The following is a 16,254-nucleotide window of genomic DNA, read 5'->3' on the forward strand; positions in this document are numbered from 1 at the left end:
TTAAGCACAAAAAAGCCCACCATGAGGTGGGCTCCGTTAAAAAGATATGTATATACAATTAACTGAGGCTGGTCTTGGAGCTCAGCTTGTAGCGAGAACCCGGCGAGAGCAGGCGGGCATAGGAGACCAGATAACCTTCCGACCAGGTACGGCGGTGCAGCAACAGGCAGGGGGTATCGACCCGCACCTGTAGCAGACCAGCTTCACCGGCACTCGGTAACACAGCCTCTACCACATGCTCCATCTCGGAGAGAGGACAGACGTCCATCAGGTAGCGATTCGGGGTCTGTTGAGTAAAATCCTGCTCGCCATAACCGGGCAGACGCTCGGCATCGACAAAGCGCTCCTCCAGTTGCAGCGGCTCCCCATCGGCCTGATGGACGATGAGACTGTGGAAGATGGCAGCGCCGACTCTCAGCCCGAGCTGGACCGCCACCTTCTCGTCGGCGGCCTGGCGTTGCAGCCGGATCACTCGGGCGCTGTACTGGCTACCGCGCTCGGCGATCTCGTCGGCTATGTTGCGAATGGCCAGCAAAGGCGACTCGGTGCGCCTGTCCGCCACAAAGCTGCCAGAGCCGGCGGTACGCACCAGCCAACCCTCGGCCACCAGCTCGCGCAGCGCCTTGTTGACCGTCATCCGGCTCACGGTGAACTGCTCGCACAGCGCGGCCTCGGTCGGGATCCGGTCCCCCGCCTGATAGCGGCGTTCGCGGATCCCGTCCAGGATGTGCTGCTTGATCTGGAGATAAAGGGCTGGTGCCAACGGCAGGTTCCTCAGCGACGGCGGTGGGGCGGACGCATGTCCGGCCAGGCGCGATAAACATCGGGGATCTGCTCCGGCCCGCTGATGCAGAGATCCAGATCGTGCAACAGACCATCCTTGATGCCATAGATCCAGCCGTGCACCGCCAGCTCCTGCCCCTTGCGCCAGGCATTCTGGATGATGGTGGTGTGGCAGACGTTGGCTACCTGCTCGGCCACGTTCAGCTCGCACAGGTAATCGAAACGCTCGTGCTCATCTTCGATGGCATCCAGCTGTTCACCATACTTGAAATAGACATCCTTGATATTGCGCAACCAGTTGTCGATGAGCCCCAGCTCCTGATTCTGCATCGCCGCCTTGACGCCACCACAACCATAGTGACCGCAGATGATGATGTGTTTCACCTTGAGCACCTCGACCGCGTATTGCAGCACCGAGAGGCAGTTGAAGTCGGTGTGCACCACCAGATTGGCGACGTTGCGGTGGACGAAAACATCCCCCGGTAGCAAGCCCATCAGCTGGTTGGCGGGAACCCGGCTGTCGGAGCAACCGATCCAGAGGTATTCAGGGGCCTGCTGGGCGGAGAGGGTAGCGAAGAAATTCGGGTCCTCGGCCTTGATCCGTTCCGCCCACTCGCGGTTGTTGGTAAACAGGTCGTTCAACAGTTTCACTATCTGCTCTCCCTACTGTGGCTGTGGCGGCAACATAACATAGACAAGGGTAACCAAGGCAAGGCCGACCAGATACTCGCGAAACAAAAACAGGGCCATCAGGCCCTGTTTTTGTGGGGGAAGCATCAGGCCTCCATGGCGTCTTTCAGCTTCTTGAGTGCGTTTTTCTCAAGCTGGCGCACCCGCTCGGCAGAGACACCATAGGTGTCGGCCAGCTCCTGCAGGGTGGTCTTGCTGTCATCATCGAGCCAGCGGGCGCGGATGATGTGCTGACTGCGCTCATCCAGAGTGGCAAGGGCCGAGCTCAGGCGACGGGTCGCATGGTCATCCCAGTTGTCATTCTCTATGGTGGCCGCCAGATCAGACGATTTGTCTTCCAGATAATGAACCGGGGCAAAGCCGCCTTCGTCTTCATCATCACCGACCAGATCGAACGCCTGATCGTAGTTGCTCATACGTGCTTCCATCTCGGTCACATCGGTCGGGGAAACGCCCAACTCGGCGGCGACGGCCTGCACTTCGTCATGGCTGAACCAGCCCAGACGCTTCTTGGATTTGCGCAGGTTGAAGAAGAGTTTGCGCTGAGCTTTGGTGGTCGCCACCTTGACCATGCGCCAGTTGCGCAGGACATACTCGTGGATCTCGGCCTTGATCCAGTGCACGGCGAAGGAGACAAGCCGTACCCCGACGGTCGGGTCGAAGCGCTTGACGGCCTTCATCAGGCCTATGTTGCCTTCCTGAACCAGATCAGCCTGGGGCAGACCGTAACCGGCATAACTCTTGGCGACGTGAACGACAAAACGCAGGTGCGACATGACCAGCTGACGGGCAGCCTCGAGATCACCGCCCTGCTGCAAACGCTCAGCCAGCTCACGCTCTTCCTCTGCGGTCAGCACAGGAATCGAGTTAACTGCCTGGGTATAGCCTTCCAGACTACCTTGCGGAATCAGAGCCATAGTGCGTTGCAATGAAGTTCCCATGTTCTACCTCTTTCTTTTCAATCGAATCAGTCTAACACCCTGAGAGGGACTGTCTACTGACCGGACGCCATTCTGCGGCCTGTATCAAACATAGTGGGCATGTCTGAACCGCGTTTATCTTAGGCCGGCAGGATGAATCATGAATGAACAGTCAAAAAAAGGGGGTCACAATCAAGGACCCCCGAAAAGTAGCATGCTAAGTCCATTGTTGCGGAGCTCGCAACCTTCACATGCTTGCCAAGTCAGACGAGCAAGGCAGAGGGCCACACCCGTATAAGTTCTTCAGCGCTTGTAGACTGCTTATAAATCAGAAGGTTCGCAGGATCCAGAGAAGATCCCGAAGATCGGTTTCGTTCAGATTACCCTCAGAACGCTGTCCATGCCAGAAACGGCCACTCTTTTACTTGATCCGTATCTCAAAATCCAGCGCTTTAAAATGCTGATAAATTAATCAGGATGGTTCTATGTCGCGAATGTGGCGATGGACCGAGAACCAGGAAGCGATCAACCCCAGTAGAGCCCCAAGCAGAATCAGATTAATCCCATCCACCGCACCCATGCCGACTAGCCGGAAATGACTGTTGTAGAGCCCGGCCAGCTCCTTCACCACACCCTCGCTCCAGATCACCATCACCTCGGTCAGCCACCAGGCCAACATGCCGCCGATGACCCCGAACCAGATGCCGGTATAAAGGAAGGGACGATGAATGAAGGCATCGGTCGCCCCCACCAGCTTGAGAACCTCGATCTCGGATCGCTGGTTAAGGATGTTCAGGCGCAGGGTATTACCGACGATCAGCAGCACGGCGGAGAGCAGCAGCACGGCGATACCTGTGATGGTGTGGCGCAGCAGGTTCATGATCCCCTGCAAGCGGGTCAGCCACTGCAGATCCAGCTTGCCCTGCTCGACGCCATCCTCGTTGTTCAGCTTGTTGAGTAGCTCCGCAGCCCCTTCCGGATTCTGCCAGCGGGGATCGGGAATAACGCTCAGCACAGGCGGCAGCGGGTTGCTGTCGAGGTAATCGAGCGCATCGCCGAAACCGGAGATCTCGCGAAACTCCTTGAGCGACTCATCCCGGCTCATGTAGGTGACGGATTCCACCTCGGGATAGAGCAGGATCCGCTGCTGCATATCGAGAATGCTCTGCTCGGGCAGATCCTTGCGAAGATAGAGGGAGATCTGGGAGCTGGTCTGCCAACTCCCTTCCACCACCTCGGCGTTTTTCAGCAGCACATGGAAGCAGGAGGGCAGCGCCAGGCTGACGCCAAGCACTGCCAGCGTCATCAGGGAGGCCAGCGGATTGCGCCACAGCTCGCCCAGACTGGAGAAGGCCTGACGGGCGTGGTCAACCCAGTACATCATGAAACGGCGCAGCGGCGGTTGTTTATGACGAACGATAGCCATCAGCGCTCCTCCCCTGCCGAATACATGCGTCCCGCCTTGAGGGTCAGCGTGCGATAGCGCATGCGAGCGATCAGCCCCAGATCGTGGGTGGCAATCAGCACGGAAACGCCGAAGCGATTGAACTCCTCGAACAGCCGCATGATATCCATGGAGAGCTGGGGATCCAGGTTGCCGGTCGGTTCATCCGCCAGCAGCAGCGGTGGCTTGTTGACGATGGCACGAGCGATGCCGACCCGCTGTTGTTCACCACCGGAGAGCATGCGCGGCTGGTAACGTTCCTTGCCGAGCAACCCTACCTTGTCCAGCGCCGCGGCCACCCGTTTGTTGATATCGGCATGGCTGTAGCCATCGATCACCAACGGCAGCGCCACGTTGTCGAATACGGTTCTGTCCATCAGCAGCCGGTGATCCTGAAATATCATGCCGATCTGGCGGCGCACATAGGGGATCTCTCCCCGCTTGATATGACTGACGTCGTCGCCATGAAAGAAGACGCGACCATCGGTCGGCCGCTCCATCACGCTGATCAGTTTGAGGAGAGTGCTCTTGCCCGCCCCCGAGTGCCCGGTCAGGAAGGCCATCTCCCCCTTGCGCAGGTGAAAGCTGACCTTCTGCAACGCCTGATGGCCGCCGCTGTATACCTTGCTGACCTTATCGAAACGAATCATAACGGATCCCTGACATTGACAAGCCCCGACCTGAGTCGGAGCATGTGGCGCTTACCATCACGCCTGAGCTTACTCATCGCGACTGAACAGTGCCTCGATAAAGTCGTTGGCGACGAAGGGGCGCAGATCATCGATCCCCTCGCCCACCCCGATATAGCGGATCGGGATCTGGAACTTGTCGGCCACCGCGAAGATAACGCCGCCCTTGGCGGTCCCGTCCAGCTTGGTGAGGACTATGCCATCCAGCCCCACCGCCTCGCTGAACAGCTTGGCCTGGCTGAGGGCGTTCTGGCCCGTGCCCGCATCCAGGGTCAGCATGACCTGGTGGGGTGCCTCTTCATCCAGCTTCTTCATCACCCGCACCACCTTCTTGAGCTCTTCCATCAGATTGCTCTTGTTTTGCAGGCGACCAGCGGTATCGGCGATCAGCACGTCGGCCCCGCGTGAGCGGGCGGCCTCGATGGCGTCATAAATGACGGAGGCGGAGTCGGCACCGGTATGCTGGGCGATCACGGGGATGTTGTTGCGCTGACCCCATACCTGCAGCTGCTCAACCGCAGCGGCACGGAAGGTATCGCCGGCAGCCAGCATGACGCTCTTGCCTTCGGCCTGGAACTGCTTGGCCAGCTTGCCGATGGTGGTGGTCTTGCCGACGCCGTTCACGCCGACCATCAGGATCACGTAAGGCTTCTTGCTGGTATCGATCACCAGCGGCTGCTCAACCTGAGCCAGCATAGCGCCCATGTCCTGCTTGAGCAGGCCGTAGAGCGCCTCGGCATCCTTGAGCTGTTTGCGATCCGCATGCTGCACCAGGCCATCTATGATGCGGCGTGTGGTATCGACGCCCAGATCGGCAGTCAGCAGCTGGGTCTCCAGCTCTTCAAACAGCTCATCGTCGATCTTCTTGCCACGGAACAGACCGAAGAAACCGGAGCCAATGTTCTCCTTGGTGCGCACCAGACTGCGTTTAAGGCGGGCAAAGAAGCCCTCCCGCTGCGGCTTGTCCTGGGTATCATCATCCACCTTGGCGGCCAGCGGCAGGGCAGCCAATGCGGCGGCGTCAGCCTCCATCTCGGCGACCAGGCGAAGATCTTCCGCTCTCTGGGCCTCTTTGGCGAGACGAGCCTCTTCGGCAGCCTGCGCTTCGGCGGCGATGCGGGCGACTTCCGCAGCTTGTGCCTCGGCAGCGATACGAGCAGCTTCGGCAGCTTGTGCCTCGGCGGCGACACGGGCGACTTCAGCAGCCTCTGCCTCGGCGGCAACACGGGCGGCTTCTGCAGCTTGTGCCTCTGCGGCGATACGAGCAGCTTCGGCAGCCTGCGCCTCAGCGGCGATACGAGCGGCTTCAGCAGCCTCGGCTTCGGCGGCAATGCGGGCAGCTTCAGCAGCTTGTGCCTCGGCAGCGATACGAGCAGCTTCGGCAGCTTGTGCCTCGGCAGCGATACGAGCAGCTTCGGCAGCTTGTGCCTCGGCGGCAATGCGGGCAGCTTCGGCAGCCTCTGCCTCGGCGGCAATGCGGGCAGCTTCGGCAGCTTGTGCCTCGGCGGCGATGCGGGCAGCTTCGGCAGCTTGTGCCTCGGCGGCGATGCGGGCGACTTCGGCAGCCTCTGCCTCGGCACTCTCCTGCTCGATCAGCAGTTCATTGACGATGACGGGCTCCAGCTCGGAGGCACACTCTTCCACCACCAGCGGACCTGCGTCCAGTTCGGTGGGGGTACAGCAATCATCATGGTGCGCAGCGCCAGCAGGCAGGAGATCATTCTGTGCGCTGACGGGCAATTCGGGGGGCACTACCGGCGTAGTATGGGAAACGGGAGCGGAGTGAGCTACGATCTCAGGCTCAACGGGAATGGGGGTGGCTTGGGGTGTCTGTGGTTGGACAGCCTCAGCCTCTTCTTTCTTGCGGCCGAAACCCAGCCAGGAAAACAAACCTTTTGCCATCTAAAAATACTCACATCAAAGGCTGACTGCTAAGATAGCCGTCCCTTGGCGGGTCGGCATAAAAATGAACCGCCTTATACTACCACTTTATTTTCTGACGACGAAACGCGATGCCCAGAGTGAAATCCAGCCATAACAGCCCGAGCAAGAACCCTGCCCCACAGGGAAAATCAGGCTTTGTCAGAATCATCAGCGGCCAGTGGCGAGGCCGCAAATTGCCGGTCAAGGATGTGGAGGGGCTAAGACCCACCACGGATCGCGTCAAAGAGACCATCTTCAACTGGCTGGCCCCCCATATCCGTGGCACTCGCTGTCTGGATCTGTTCGCCGGCAGCGGCGGTCTGGGGCTGGAGGCGCTGTCGCGCTATGCCGAGCAGGTGACCCTGATCGAAATGGACAAGAGCGCCGCCGACCAGATCAAAAAGAATCTGGCTGCCCTCGGCAGCAGCCAGGGGCAGGTGATCCAGTCCGATGCCGTCAGCTGGCTGCAAGGTCCGGCCACGCCGTTCGATCTGGTGTTTCTCGATCCGCCGTTTCGGCGCGAGCTGCTGCCCCAAGTGTGCGAGCTACTGGAGCAGCGCGGCTGGCTGGCAAAGGATGCCCTCATCTATCTGGAGCGGGAGAAGGAGATGGCGGATCTGGCACTGCCCGCCAGCTGGCAACGGCTCAAGGACAAGCAGGCCGGCCAGGTCTGCTATCAACTCTATTTGCGGGACACCAGGAATGACGCTGCGGTTTAAATACCGGGTGGGCGGGGGGAAATCGGCGCTGTGCCCCTCCCCGTCAATTTGGGCAACGGCTCAAGGACAAGCAGGCCGGTCAGGTCTGCTATCAACTCTATCTACGGGAGGTAAACGATGAAGCGGGTATTTACTCTGTTGGCGATGGGGCTGACCCTGTTCTTCTGGTTAGGCGTGCTGGTCAGTCTGGTGGCTCCGCTACCTGGCAAGCTGAATGATCTTTTGCCGATCTGCGGCCTGCTCATCGCCCTGGTCCACCTAGTGCAAGCCAGCATGGTGAAGTCTGCCTGCAAGCCCTATTTCGTGGTCACAAAACTTGAAGTCATACTGATACTGGTATTCGGCGTCTTTGGCATGGTGGATATCCGCGCCAGACTCAAAGCCATCATAGAAGCCAAACAGCATGGCACAGAGATAAACAACGCCGAATAAGACAGCACCTCTGTCTGTCAGGAAGGAGTGCGCGTCACTCCTTCTCTTTTTTCCCCACACTGATACCCAGCTTGATCGACAGCACAGCCAGCAGCAGCAACATCATGATGAGCGCGAAGAAGTTGCTGCCAAGCTCGGGGTACTGCACCTTGACCAGCGCCGAGTGGCCGAAGCCGCCGATGAAAAGACAGAGCAGCATGCAGAGCGGTGTATTGCCCTCCAGCGACACGTGACGATAGTGCTGGTAGAGCTGATAGGCAGCCAGCACCAGAGCAATCATGGGGAAGAAGGAGAAGGGGAGCACCGACTCGGTCAGCACGGACAGGGAAGCATCCCAACAGATGCCAATGAGCAGGGCCAGCAGCAGGGGTTTCTTCGGGATCGGATTCTGATCATGCATGGAAGTGTCCATCCTTGGTTTAAGAAAGGGGTTGGCGGCGCTTCTGGTTCTGAACCTCGGCACCCATGGCGATCATGCGCAGCTGGCGTATGGTGCGATCAGACAAGGCCCGGCACTCTTCGCAGGTCATGTCGAGGGCGTCAGCGCCGGCGCTGAAGACGATGGTCACCATGGCTTCGGCCTGGATGTAGGCCTCTTCCCTCGGCGCCCCCGTGGTGGCTTCGAGGTAATCGGTCAGCTCGGCGATGAAGTGCTGTATCTCCCGCGCCACCGCCTGCCGAAATGCCGCCGAGGTACCGGAACGCTCACGCAGCAGCAGCCGGAAGATGTTCGGATTGTTCTCGACGAACTCCATGAAGGTCTGTACCGAGGTGCTGATGACGCTGCCGCCGCCGGCGATGCGCTGACGCGCCTGACGCATCAACTGGCGCAGGGTCAGGCCACCTTCATCCACCAGGGTCAGCCCCAGCTCCTCCATGTCGCGAAAATGGCGATAGAAAGAGGTCGGTGCTATACCCGCCTCCCGCGCTACTTCCCGCAGGCTGAGGTTGGAAAAGCTGCGATTGGCGCACAGTTGACTGAACGCAGCATCGATCAGCGTACGCCGGGTTTTTTCTTTTTGTTGCGCGCGAATACCCACGAAAACAGTCACCTTCAGGTTATCGAGGCCAGATGATAACCCGAAGGCCGAGTCGTGATCAGGTTTGTCTCCTACTTTTTTACCATTGACCCGAATTCTGGCTGCGTGGAGAATGGCGCACAGCTGTTCGCTGAAAGGAACCGAGTGAGATGGAACGCCCACCGATCATCATGACCAATACCCTGCTGTTTGCCCTCTCCGGGTTGACCGCACTGATCGCTGTGCCCTGGTACGGCATGACCCATGGCTATGACCTCTGGCAGTGGAGCTGCTTCCTGCTGCTGTTCTGTTACAGCGGTATCTCCATCACGGCCGGCTATCACCGCCTCTGGTCGCACAAAGCCTACAAGGCCCACCCGATCCTGCAGTGGATCCTCGCCATCGGCGGTGCCCTCGCCTTGCAAAACTCGGCCCAGCACTGGTCTTCCGATCACCGTCGTCACCATCGCCACGTGGATGACAACCTGAAGGATCCCTACAGCGCAGGTCGCGGCTTCTGGTACTCCCACATCGGCTGGATGCTGCGCGAGTACCAGCGCGATATCTACAACGATTACAGCAACGTGCGGGATCTGCAGAACAACCCCGTCGTGGTCTTCCAGCACAAACACTATCTGGCGCTGACCCTGGCCACCAACCTGGGGATCCCGCTGCTGCTGGGACTTGTCCACGGCGATCTGCTCGGCATGCTGCTGTTGGCCGGGGTGCTGCGCATGGTGATGACCCACCACACCACCTTCTTCATCAACTCCCTGGCCCACATCTGGGGCAGCCAGCCGTTTACCGACCGCAATACGGCGCGGGACAACGGCATCCTGGCCTTCTTCACCTTTGGCGAGGGCTATCATAACTTCCACCACCTGTTCGAGAACGACTATCGCAACGGCATCCACTGGTGGCAGTTCGATCCCACCAAGTGGCTGATCCGCAGCGCCTCCTGGTGCGGGCTGACCCGGGATCTGAGATCCTGTCCGGAAGAACTGATCGAACAAGCCAGACTGGAGATGCAGCTCAAACGGGCGCAGGCCAAGTTGCGCAAACGCGATGACCGGGAGCTATGGCAGGCACTGTTGCAGGAGGAGTACGACAAGCTGAGCCAGCAGTTACAGCACTACTACGCCAGCCGCAAGCGCCTGCTGGAACAGCGCAAGCGCAAGGCGCTGGCCCACTATGACAAGTTGAAGCTGCAGCTGGAATATCGCAATCTGCACGATGGCTTCGTTGCCAGCAAGCGCAACTGGAGCCGACTGCTGGCAGGTATCGCCTGATCATGAGCCGTCGGGCTGAACAGAGCAAAGACCGCCAACCGGCGGTCTTTTTCCGGGAGCGACTCAGCCAGCGGGCCATAAAAAATGGGGTGACATTTCCATGTCACCCCCTCGCAAATAGCATGTTCCATATTGGAATCCGGTCCTGTCGGGTGCCTGTCCTGTTTCCTGAGTTTCCGCTACCCATCTGAAGCAGGTGCCTGCTGGAGTAATCCAGTCGGCCAGTACTCTTCACAACCCTCTTCCACACGGCAGACAAGCCACCGTGTTTATCCTTGCAACTGAAATATTACGCAGTTAAATAAAATAAAAAACCGTTTTATTCATTGGCGTATGCAAGTAACTGGACGCTCTCAGGATTCCTGCACCTGAACAAACTGATGAAAAACAATACGATAAAAACATTCATCGCCTTTGGATGGCAAACGTTATCCTCGAAGGCGTACAAGGCTTTGCGAGATCTCGCACAAGACATGACCCGCTCACAACCAGCGCTGCAGCGGCAGCCAGTCGCTCACCCTGGCCAGCAATCGGCGCAGGGTCGACTGTGGTGCGACAACGGAATGGGACGACCGCTGCTGCCACCCCGCCAGCCACAGCTGCAACTCGGCGCAGAGCGCGGGGCACTCCAGGTGCAACATCAGCTCTGTGTTGAGCATCAGGGAGCGGGGATCCAGATTGAAGCTACCGAGCAGCGCCTCCCCTTCCCCGATCAGGATCAGCTTGGCGTGCAGGCTAAGGCCCTCCCCCTCCAACTCGGACAGCGCTATCCCCTGCCGTATCAGCCAGGGGCGATGACGCCGGTAGACGCCATACACCAGGGGCACGTCCGTGCTGGCCAAGGAGTTGGTAAGAATCTCTATGCTCACCCCCGCCCGGCGCTGCTGCCTCAGCCGGCGGCGTAGCCCCCGGGTCAGGATCAGGTAAGGGCTCACCAACTTCAGACTCCCCAGGTTGTCGGCCAGCTTGCGCCAGAGCAGGGGCGCCGTGGTCGGCCGCGACACCAGCCCCTTGCCTGGCCGGTCGAACCAGACCTCGGCCTGTCCCGGATGCCAGCTCAGGGAGGCAGGCTCAGCGTCAAACAGGCTGGCGGGCAGGTCATAGACGGCCGCCACCTGCGGATCGGTCAGGGTAAGCAGAAAGTCGTTCACCGCCGCCACTTCGGCCCGCACCAAGGGACGACGCAGCAAGCGGCGGATCGGGTGACTCCAGCGGCTGCGCCAGAATTGATCGAAGCCCTGTTCGGCCTGCTGGCAAAGCAAACCACGGCAGGCGAGATCCAGATCGACGAATTGGGGCGTACCGCCCAGCCCGAAATAGCGGTCACCTATGTTGCGACCGCCGATCACCGCCTGGTTGCCATCCACCAGCAGTAACTTGTTGTGCATGCGGTGATTGATGCGGCGAAAGCTGAACATCCCCTCCAGAAACAGGGTCAACGGACGCCAGCCCCGCAGCCAAAAGGGGTTGAACAGCCGCACTTCTATGCCGGGCTGATGGGCCACCATCTCCAGGAAACGGTTATCGCCAGCATAGAGGTCGTCGATGAGCAGTTGTACCCGCACCCCGCGCCGGGCCGCGTGCAGCAGCTCCGACAACAGCAGCTTGCCGCTGCTGTCTTCCTCCCAGCTGTAGTATTGGGCCTGGATCCGGCTGCGGGCGCTGCGGATCAGCTGGCAGCGCACCTTGAGCGCAAGCTCGGGTTGATCAATCAGTGCAAACTCGCCGGGGATCATGGCGTCATCTGCCTGTCATGGGGAAATGGCATAACGCTGGCTACAGACCTCATTGGAACGTGGATGAAGGAATTTACCATGGAACTCACGGATCGCCCCGCCATCAGCTATCGACCGCAAGCCAGTCAGCCAGATCCCTCGCCGACCGGCCAGCTGGCCCCCTGGTATCTGCAGCACAGGGATCAGCCCTTTGTGCCGCCCACTCAGCCTGTCTAGACGGGCGAGAGAACGTCAGGGCTGGGCCACCGCCTCGATGGCGGCTGCCTTGCCCTCCAGCTGCGGCAGGCTGAAGCGATAGGCCACGTAGTACTTGTAGATGGTACTGACGTAGTTGATGGGCCCCTGGCCGACCTCGTTGGCCACCAGCTGCTCCACGTTGCCAAACCAGACATTCGGATCCAGCCCGGCGGCTTCCGCCTTGGCCCTGATCGCCTGCACCCGATTCGGACCGGCATTATAGGCCGCCAGCGCAAACAGATGGCGGTTGAGCACATCCAGCCCGGGATCGTTGAAGTAGGTATCCAGGATCAGTCGCATGTAGCGGCAGGCCGCCTCCACATTGCCCTCCAGGCTGGCGAGCCTGGCTCCACGAATGCCCACCTCTCCCCCTGTACTCGGCAACAGCTGCATGATCCCCACAGCACCTCGCTCTGAGCGCACGCCGGCATTGAGGCCCGACTCCTTATAAGCCAGCGCCGCCAGCATCAGCCAGTCCAACCCGTACTTGTCGGCCTGCTGCTCCAGCACCTTGCGGATAGTCGCCAGCCGCCCCAGAGGATCCGGCGCCAAAATATTGCTCATCTGATCGCTGCGGGCCAGCAAACCGCGCAGGGTCATGTCGCTATAGAGGGTACGCTTGCCCGCATCGGCCAGATAACCGTTCACCGCCTTGAGCAGCTTGGGGCTATTGTTGCGCAGCGCCCAGGCACTGCGGCCCTTGTCCCGCAGCGGGATCAGCTTGTGAGCTCTCAGGCCGCTGATCATGCCGAGCCAGATGCGCCCCTTGAAACTGTCGGTTACCGTGAGCGGTATGATGCCGGCCGCTACCATCTCCAGCAGATCCCCGTCCTGCAGGTATTCGGGCACCGTCTCTATGTAGATGGGCGGCAGCCCCAGTTCGCGAAACAGCCAGTTGAGCTGGCGCAGGCTCTCATAATAGCTGGAGCTGGCGCGCACCCAGATGCGCCTGCCGGAGAGCTGGGTGATGCGGTTGAAAGTCGGTAGGGAATGCTGGCTCACCACCCACTCTTCGATGGGGGCGATCACCGGATCGGAGAAGGTCACCTGCTCGCGCCGGGTCGGTGTCACCGTCATGTTGGCCGCCACCAAATCGCCGCGCCCCTCGCTGAGGTAGTCCAGCAGCTTGTCCTGGCGCACAGGTATGTAGATGATCTTGAGTTTGATCTTCTCCTTGGCCAGATAGGTCTGGTTCAGCCAGCGCTCGAACCCCTGCAGCTGATTGACCAGGATGCCGTGCTGGGTCCCCTTGTCGAGGAAAAAGAATCCCCGCTCATAGACCACCAGGGCCCTGAGTTCTTTCTTTTGCAGTATATGTTCGAGGTCCCCGGGTTGGGGCAGGCGCTGTGGCTTGAGATCCGCCGCCAGCAGAGGAAGACACCAGAGGGCCAGCAGGCCCCAGATCCATCGCAGCCTCATTATGTGGTCGCCTTCTGTTGGCCGACTCGCGTCGGGCAAAACCGTCTGTGGGATAACTTACTATAGAACGCAGACCTACAGCAGAAGGGTCAACACGGCAGGCGCACCCGCCGTGTCATCACAGGGCTCAGATAGAGCGGGCACGCATCTCGAAAATCAATTTTTCGGCGGTGCAGGTGAACTGCAGGCGGGCTTTCAGGATCACACCGTTGGCGCCCTGGCTCAGCTCGCTGCTGATGCTGGCTTCGGCAGTCACCTGTTTGGCCAGTGCCTCATAAGCGGCCAGCTTGGCACGGGCATCGGCTTCTACCGCCGCCTCGATCACCAGATCCATGACATCGTCACCTTCACCTATGATGGTGCCGATCTCGGCGAAACAGCCACAGCTGTCACAGGTTTCCTGCACTTTATCTTCTACGGACATCATTCAACTCCTACTTATTTCGGCTGTACTTCATCGTCACGCAAGGCTTTACGAAAATCCCTGATGGCGGTGCCCAGATCCTCACCGGCGCCGGCCAGGCGTTTGCTGCCAAACACCACGACCACAACCACAAGCAGGATCAACAAATGCCAGATATGAATTCCACCGAGTCCCACTGGGATACTCCTGACTGATAGATACCGATTGTTTGTATCAAAAGAAGGCGCAAGGATTGTTGGGCAAAATCAAGGCAGGTGCAAGTTTGCAAATAAATCACGCAAAAAAATACGGCGACCCAGGGTCGCCGTATCACTTGATGCTACTTGTCCCCTCAACCACTACATCCTGTACCAGCCGCCATTGAAGGCGAGAGACAACCGAAGCATAGATTCGCCAAGATATGAAAACAAATGGTATAAATTCATCTAAGAATTGAAGGAGATTCATATCATGTTGCTGGAACAGCTGGGGCGTATCGACCTCAATCTATTAATTATCCTGCAAGTTTTGCTGGAAGAGCGGAATGGCAGCCGGGCGGCCCGCCGCCTGCATCTGAGCCAGTCTGCCGTCAGCAAGGCCCTTGGCCGCCTGCGGGAAACCTTCGATGACCCCCTGTTCGTGCGCTCCGCCTATGGGCTGGAGCCCACCGCCCGCGCCCTGACGCTGCAGCAGCAACTGCAACCCATATTGCTGTCGCTGGACAACCTGATCCAGCCGCCAGATTTCGATCCGGCCAATACCGAGCGGGAGTTCGTCATCGCCAGCATGGACAGCGCCTTCACCCTGTTCGCCCCACTCTACCTGAGCGAGCTAAAACGGCAGGCACCGGGCATACGGCTGCGCTACGAGGAGTGGACCGAGAACAGTCTGACAGAGATGAGTCAGGGCCAGGTGGACATCGCCTTCACGGTGCGGGAGAACTGCATCAGCTCGGATTTCCGGCTCGACACCCTGCCCAACGCCATCTGCCAGCGGTTGCTTGCCATCGATGACCTCACCTGTCTGGTGCAACACGATCACCCGGCCCTGCACGAGCCCGAGTGGGATCTCGCCCGTTACCTGGCCTATCCCCATGTGCAGACCTATTGCGAGGGGCGGGACCGCTGGATGCTGGATCACAAGCTGGCAGGGATGGATCTCTACCGCCGGATCGAGGCGACCGTGCCCTCGTTCGAGGCGGCGCTGCGTATGGGCATGCACTCGGACATGATAGTGACCCTTTCAAGGCTCTATGCCCGTCACGCTACCCAGGTCTATCCGCTGGTGCCGCTGCCGCTGCCCATAGCGCTAGACAGCATCTCCCACCTGCTGATCTGGCATCAGCGCCACGAGGAGGATCCGGGCCACCGCTGGCTGCGGGAAACCTTGCTCGCCCTCATCATGAGCAAACTGGAACCCTCCACCATAGAACAACCCTGATCATGGGACGCGCTTCCTCCTCGGCATGAGCAAGCGGGGAACCGGGGCTGAAAAGCAGCCCTGACACTTCAGCCCTGGCCGGTCACCGCCAGATAGTGGTGCACGCCGTCCAGCAGCATCTGCACCGAGATCATCACCAGCAGCATGCCCATCAGCCGCTCCACCGCTTTGAGTCCTCGCTCACCCAGCAGCTTGTTGAATACCTCGTAGAACATCAGGATCACGGCGCTGGCTCCCCAAGCCATCAGCAGGGCCAGCGACCAGTCCACCATCCGGGTCGGCTCCTGGTTGGCCAGCAACAACAGGGAGGCAAGAATGGAAGGGCCGGCGATCATGGGGATGGCCATGGGCACCAGGAAGGGCTCTTCGCCCGCCGCCAGCCCGGTCACCCCGCCTTCACTCGGGAAGATCATCTTGATGGCGATGAGGAACAATATGATGCCGCCCGCTATGCTGACCGCCTCCTGGCGCAGATTGAGGAAATCCAGGATCTGCTGACCAGCAAGCAGGAAGGCCATCATGATAGCGAGAGAGAACAAGAGCTCCCGCATCATCACCTTGCGCCGCCGCTTGGGATCAAGATGACGCAGGATCGACAGGAAGACCGGCAGGTTGCCCAGCGGATCCATGATCAAAAACAACATGACGGCTGCGGAAAAAGTGTCCATACAACGCCCAGGCTAAGCCTTCAACAAGGAGGGGGAAGAGGGCAAAATATAACAAAGGCGGCGGGATTCAGCGAGCGCCACAGGCCGCTCGCTGCGGGGGGATCACCCGTGGTGGCAGATCTTGCCGGCGTGGGTCTGAAAACCCTGCTCCGACGCGATGAACTTGCCGCGCCGGGCAAGGAAGGCGATCAGCGCATCTGCATCCATCTCGCTGGCACTGCAGGTATGGAAACGGGCGTCGGTGTCAAAGCGCGCATCGATCGCCTCCCTGAGGCTGGTCCGGGTAAATTGGCCACCCTGCGCCAGCATCATCTCCATCACCTCGTGACCGTGTACCGATTGAGTCATTGCAAATCTCATTAATGAACATATTTAATGTCAATTAAATCCCGCCCCGCCACTGGCGACCTTGATATAAGCCAATAAATTGCCAATTTCCCTCC

The 16,254-nt window shown here is 59.5% G+C and carries 19 protein-coding genes; 5 read left to right on the forward strand and 14 right to left on the reverse strand.

Translation table 11 applies throughout. From position 1 onward, the window contains the following. Window positions 1–58: 58 nt before the first annotated feature. From hutC to ftsY, 6 genes are all read right to left on the reverse strand, one after another. Window positions 59–763 (reverse strand): histidine utilization repressor, encoded by a 705-nt coding sequence (hutC, locus tag WJM78_RS21365; RefSeq protein WP_042037996.1) that lies wholly within the window; start codon window positions 761–763, stop codon window positions 59–61. 11 nt (window positions 764–774) lie between these two features. Beyond that, a complete protein-coding gene (can, locus tag WJM78_RS21370) occupies window positions 775–1,434 on the reverse strand; it encodes a carbonate dehydratase (RefSeq protein ID WP_042037997.1) in 660 nt (219 codons plus the stop codon). A 125-nt stretch (window positions 1,435–1,559) separates the two neighbouring features. Next, window positions 1,560–2,414 carry an RNA polymerase sigma factor RpoH gene (gene rpoH, locus WJM78_RS21375; RefSeq protein WP_042037999.1) on the reverse strand — a complete coding sequence of 285 codons (855 nt, stop codon included), beginning with the start codon at window positions 2,412–2,414 and terminating at the stop codon, window positions 1,560–1,562. 451 nt (window positions 2,415–2,865) lie between these two features. Further along, the gene (gene ftsX, locus WJM78_RS21380) at window positions 2,866–3,819 is read right to left on the reverse strand and encodes a permease-like cell division protein FtsX (protein WP_042038000.1); all 954 of its coding nucleotides are present in this window, start codon (window positions 3,817–3,819) and stop codon (window positions 2,866–2,868) included. Further along, on the reverse strand, window positions 3,819–4,487 hold the full coding sequence (gene ftsE, locus WJM78_RS21385) for a cell division ATP-binding protein FtsE (RefSeq protein WP_042038003.1): 669 nt from the start codon (window positions 4,485–4,487) through the stop codon (window positions 3,819–3,821). The genes ftsX and ftsE overlap by 1 nt, the downstream gene beginning before the upstream one ends. Before the next feature lie 69 nt (window positions 4,488–4,556). Further along, window positions 4,557–6,428: a signal recognition particle-docking protein FtsY gene (ftsY, locus tag WJM78_RS21390; RefSeq protein WP_339011881.1), complete on the reverse strand. Its 1,872-nt coding sequence runs from the start codon at window positions 6,426–6,428 to the stop codon at window positions 4,557–4,559. 110 nt (window positions 6,429–6,538) lie between these two features. Between ftsY and rsmD the strand changes: the two genes are divergently transcribed. Next, the gene (rsmD, locus tag WJM78_RS21395) at window positions 6,539–7,168 is read left to right on the forward strand and encodes a 16S rRNA (guanine(966)-N(2))-methyltransferase RsmD (RefSeq protein ID WP_339011884.1); all 630 of its coding nucleotides are present in this window, start codon (window positions 6,539–6,541) and stop codon (window positions 7,166–7,168) included. Between the two features lie 117 nt (window positions 7,169–7,285). Next, complete coding sequence (locus WJM78_RS21400; RefSeq protein WP_042038006.1) at window positions 7,286–7,600, forward strand: DUF1145 domain-containing protein; 315 nt, start codon at window positions 7,286–7,288, stop codon at window positions 7,598–7,600. A gap of 34 nt (window positions 7,601–7,634) precedes the next feature. Here the strand turns inward: WJM78_RS21400 and WJM78_RS21405 are convergent, their stop codons facing one another. Together WJM78_RS21405 and fabR are read right to left on the reverse strand one after the other, a co-directional pair. Next, the gene (locus WJM78_RS21405; protein ID WP_157013440.1) at window positions 7,635–8,000 is read right to left on the reverse strand and encodes a YijD family membrane protein; all 366 of its coding nucleotides are present in this window, start codon (window positions 7,998–8,000) and stop codon (window positions 7,635–7,637) included. Between the two features lie 19 nt (window positions 8,001–8,019). Then, window positions 8,020–8,640, reverse strand: coding sequence for an HTH-type transcriptional repressor FabR (gene fabR, locus WJM78_RS21410; RefSeq protein WP_042038011.1), 621 nt, complete (start codon window positions 8,638–8,640; stop codon window positions 8,020–8,022). A 149-nt stretch (window positions 8,641–8,789) separates the two neighbouring features. Between fabR and WJM78_RS21415 the strand changes: the two genes are divergently transcribed. Beyond that, on the forward strand, window positions 8,790–9,908 hold the full coding sequence (locus WJM78_RS21415; protein WP_339011895.1) for a fatty acid desaturase: 1,119 nt from the start codon (window positions 8,790–8,792) through the stop codon (window positions 9,906–9,908). A gap of 482 nt (window positions 9,909–10,390) precedes the next feature. Here WJM78_RS21415 and WJM78_RS21420 read toward each other — a convergent pair whose 3' ends face one another. After that, window positions 10,391–11,644, reverse strand: coding sequence for a phospholipase D family protein (locus tag WJM78_RS21420; RefSeq protein WP_339011898.1), 1,254 nt, complete (start codon window positions 11,642–11,644; stop codon window positions 10,391–10,393). Between the two features lie 78 nt (window positions 11,645–11,722). Between WJM78_RS21420 and WJM78_RS21425 the strand changes: the two genes are divergently transcribed. Beyond that, a complete protein-coding gene (locus WJM78_RS21425; protein ID WP_339011901.1) occupies window positions 11,723–11,860 on the forward strand; it encodes a hypothetical protein in 138 nt (45 codons plus the stop codon). Window positions 11,861–11,875: 15 nt separating this feature from the next. On the opposite strand, the gene WJM78_RS21430 is transcribed toward WJM78_RS21425, so the two are convergent. The 3 genes from WJM78_RS21430 to tatA all read right to left on the reverse strand — a co-directional run bounded on the left by WJM78_RS21430 (window position 11,876) and on the right by tatA (window position 13,900). Beyond that, a complete protein-coding gene (locus WJM78_RS21430) occupies window positions 11,876–13,300 on the reverse strand; it encodes a lytic transglycosylase F (RefSeq protein WP_212514701.1) in 1,425 nt (474 codons plus the stop codon). A 127-nt stretch (window positions 13,301–13,427) separates the two neighbouring features. Further along, the gene (locus WJM78_RS21435) at window positions 13,428–13,724 is read right to left on the reverse strand and encodes a YfcZ/YiiS family protein (RefSeq protein ID WP_042038018.1); all 297 of its coding nucleotides are present in this window, start codon (window positions 13,722–13,724) and stop codon (window positions 13,428–13,430) included. Window positions 13,725–13,738: 14 nt separating this feature from the next. Next, the gene (gene tatA, locus WJM78_RS21440; protein ID WP_108537235.1) at window positions 13,739–13,900 is read right to left on the reverse strand and encodes a twin-arginine translocase TatA/TatE family subunit; all 162 of its coding nucleotides are present in this window, start codon (window positions 13,898–13,900) and stop codon (window positions 13,739–13,741) included. Window positions 13,901–14,174: 274 nt separating this feature from the next. Between tatA and WJM78_RS21445 the strand changes: the two genes are divergently transcribed. After that, a complete protein-coding gene (locus tag WJM78_RS21445) occupies window positions 14,175–15,143 on the forward strand; it encodes a LysR substrate-binding domain-containing protein (RefSeq protein WP_108537236.1) in 969 nt (322 codons plus the stop codon). 68 nt (window positions 15,144–15,211) lie between these two features. Here WJM78_RS21445 and WJM78_RS21450 read toward each other — a convergent pair whose 3' ends face one another. Then, a complete protein-coding gene (locus WJM78_RS21450; protein WP_108537237.1) occupies window positions 15,212–15,811 on the reverse strand; it encodes a YhgN family NAAT transporter in 600 nt (199 codons plus the stop codon). A gap of 102 nt (window positions 15,812–15,913) precedes the next feature. Then, window positions 15,914–16,159, reverse strand: a complete 246-nt coding sequence (locus WJM78_RS21455; RefSeq protein WP_339011911.1) for a YecH family metal-binding protein — start codon at window positions 16,157–16,159, stop codon at window positions 15,914–15,916. Window positions 16,160–16,254 lie beyond the last annotated feature (95 nt).

Origin of the sequence: Aeromonas popoffii (assembly GCF_037818705.1) — a bacterium.
GTDB lineage: Bacteria > Pseudomonadota > Gammaproteobacteria > Enterobacterales > Aeromonadaceae > Aeromonas > Aeromonas popoffii.

What these genes read in the sequence shown, in the direction of transcription:
- ftsY (WP_339011881.1), bottom strand. Translation starts at nt 6,428, where the DNA reads ATGGCAAAAGGTTTGTTTTCCTGGCTGGGTTTCGGCCGCAAGAAAGAA.
- WJM78_RS21445 (WP_108537236.1), top strand. Translation starts at nt 14,175, where the DNA reads ATGTTGCTGGAACAGCTGGGGCGTATCGACCTCAATCTATTAATTATC.
- WJM78_RS21455 (WP_339011911.1), bottom strand. Translation starts at nt 16,159, where the DNA reads ATGACTCAATCGGTACACGGTCACGAGGTGATGGAGATGATGCTGGCG.
- WJM78_RS21415 (WP_339011895.1), top strand. Translation starts at nt 8,790, where the DNA reads ATGGAACGCCCACCGATCATCATGACCAATACCCTGCTGTTTGCCCTC.
- WJM78_RS21435 (WP_042038018.1), bottom strand. Translation starts at nt 13,724, where the DNA reads ATGTCCGTAGAAGATAAAGTGCAGGAAACCTGTGACAGCTGTGGCTGT.
- rsmD (WP_339011884.1), top strand. Translation starts at nt 6,539, where the DNA reads ATGCCCAGAGTGAAATCCAGCCATAACAGCCCGAGCAAGAACCCTGCC.
- ftsX (WP_042038000.1), bottom strand. Translation starts at nt 3,819, where the DNA reads ATGGCTATCGTTCGTCATAAACAACCGCCGCTGCGCCGTTTCATGATG.
- WJM78_RS21425 (WP_339011901.1), top strand. Translation starts at nt 11,723, where the DNA reads ATGGAACTCACGGATCGCCCCGCCATCAGCTATCGACCGCAAGCCAGT.
- WJM78_RS21450 (WP_108537237.1), bottom strand. Translation starts at nt 15,811, where the DNA reads ATGGACACTTTTTCCGCAGCCGTCATGTTGTTTTTGATCATGGATCCG.
- ftsE (WP_042038003.1), bottom strand. Translation starts at nt 4,487, where the DNA reads ATGATTCGTTTCGATAAGGTCAGCAAGGTATACAGCGGCGGCCATCAG.
- WJM78_RS21420 (WP_339011898.1), bottom strand. Translation starts at nt 11,644, where the DNA reads ATGATCCCCGGCGAGTTTGCACTGATTGATCAACCCGAGCTTGCGCTC.
- WJM78_RS21405 (WP_157013440.1), bottom strand. Translation starts at nt 8,000, where the DNA reads ATGCATGATCAGAATCCGATCCCGAAGAAACCCCTGCTGCTGGCCCTG.
- WJM78_RS21400 (WP_042038006.1), top strand. Translation starts at nt 7,286, where the DNA reads ATGAAGCGGGTATTTACTCTGTTGGCGATGGGGCTGACCCTGTTCTTC.
- WJM78_RS21430 (WP_212514701.1), bottom strand. Translation starts at nt 13,300, where the DNA reads ATGAGGCTGCGATGGATCTGGGGCCTGCTGGCCCTCTGGTGTCTTCCT.
- rpoH (WP_042037999.1), bottom strand. Translation starts at nt 2,414, where the DNA reads ATGGGAACTTCATTGCAACGCACTATGGCTCTGATTCCGCAAGGTAGT.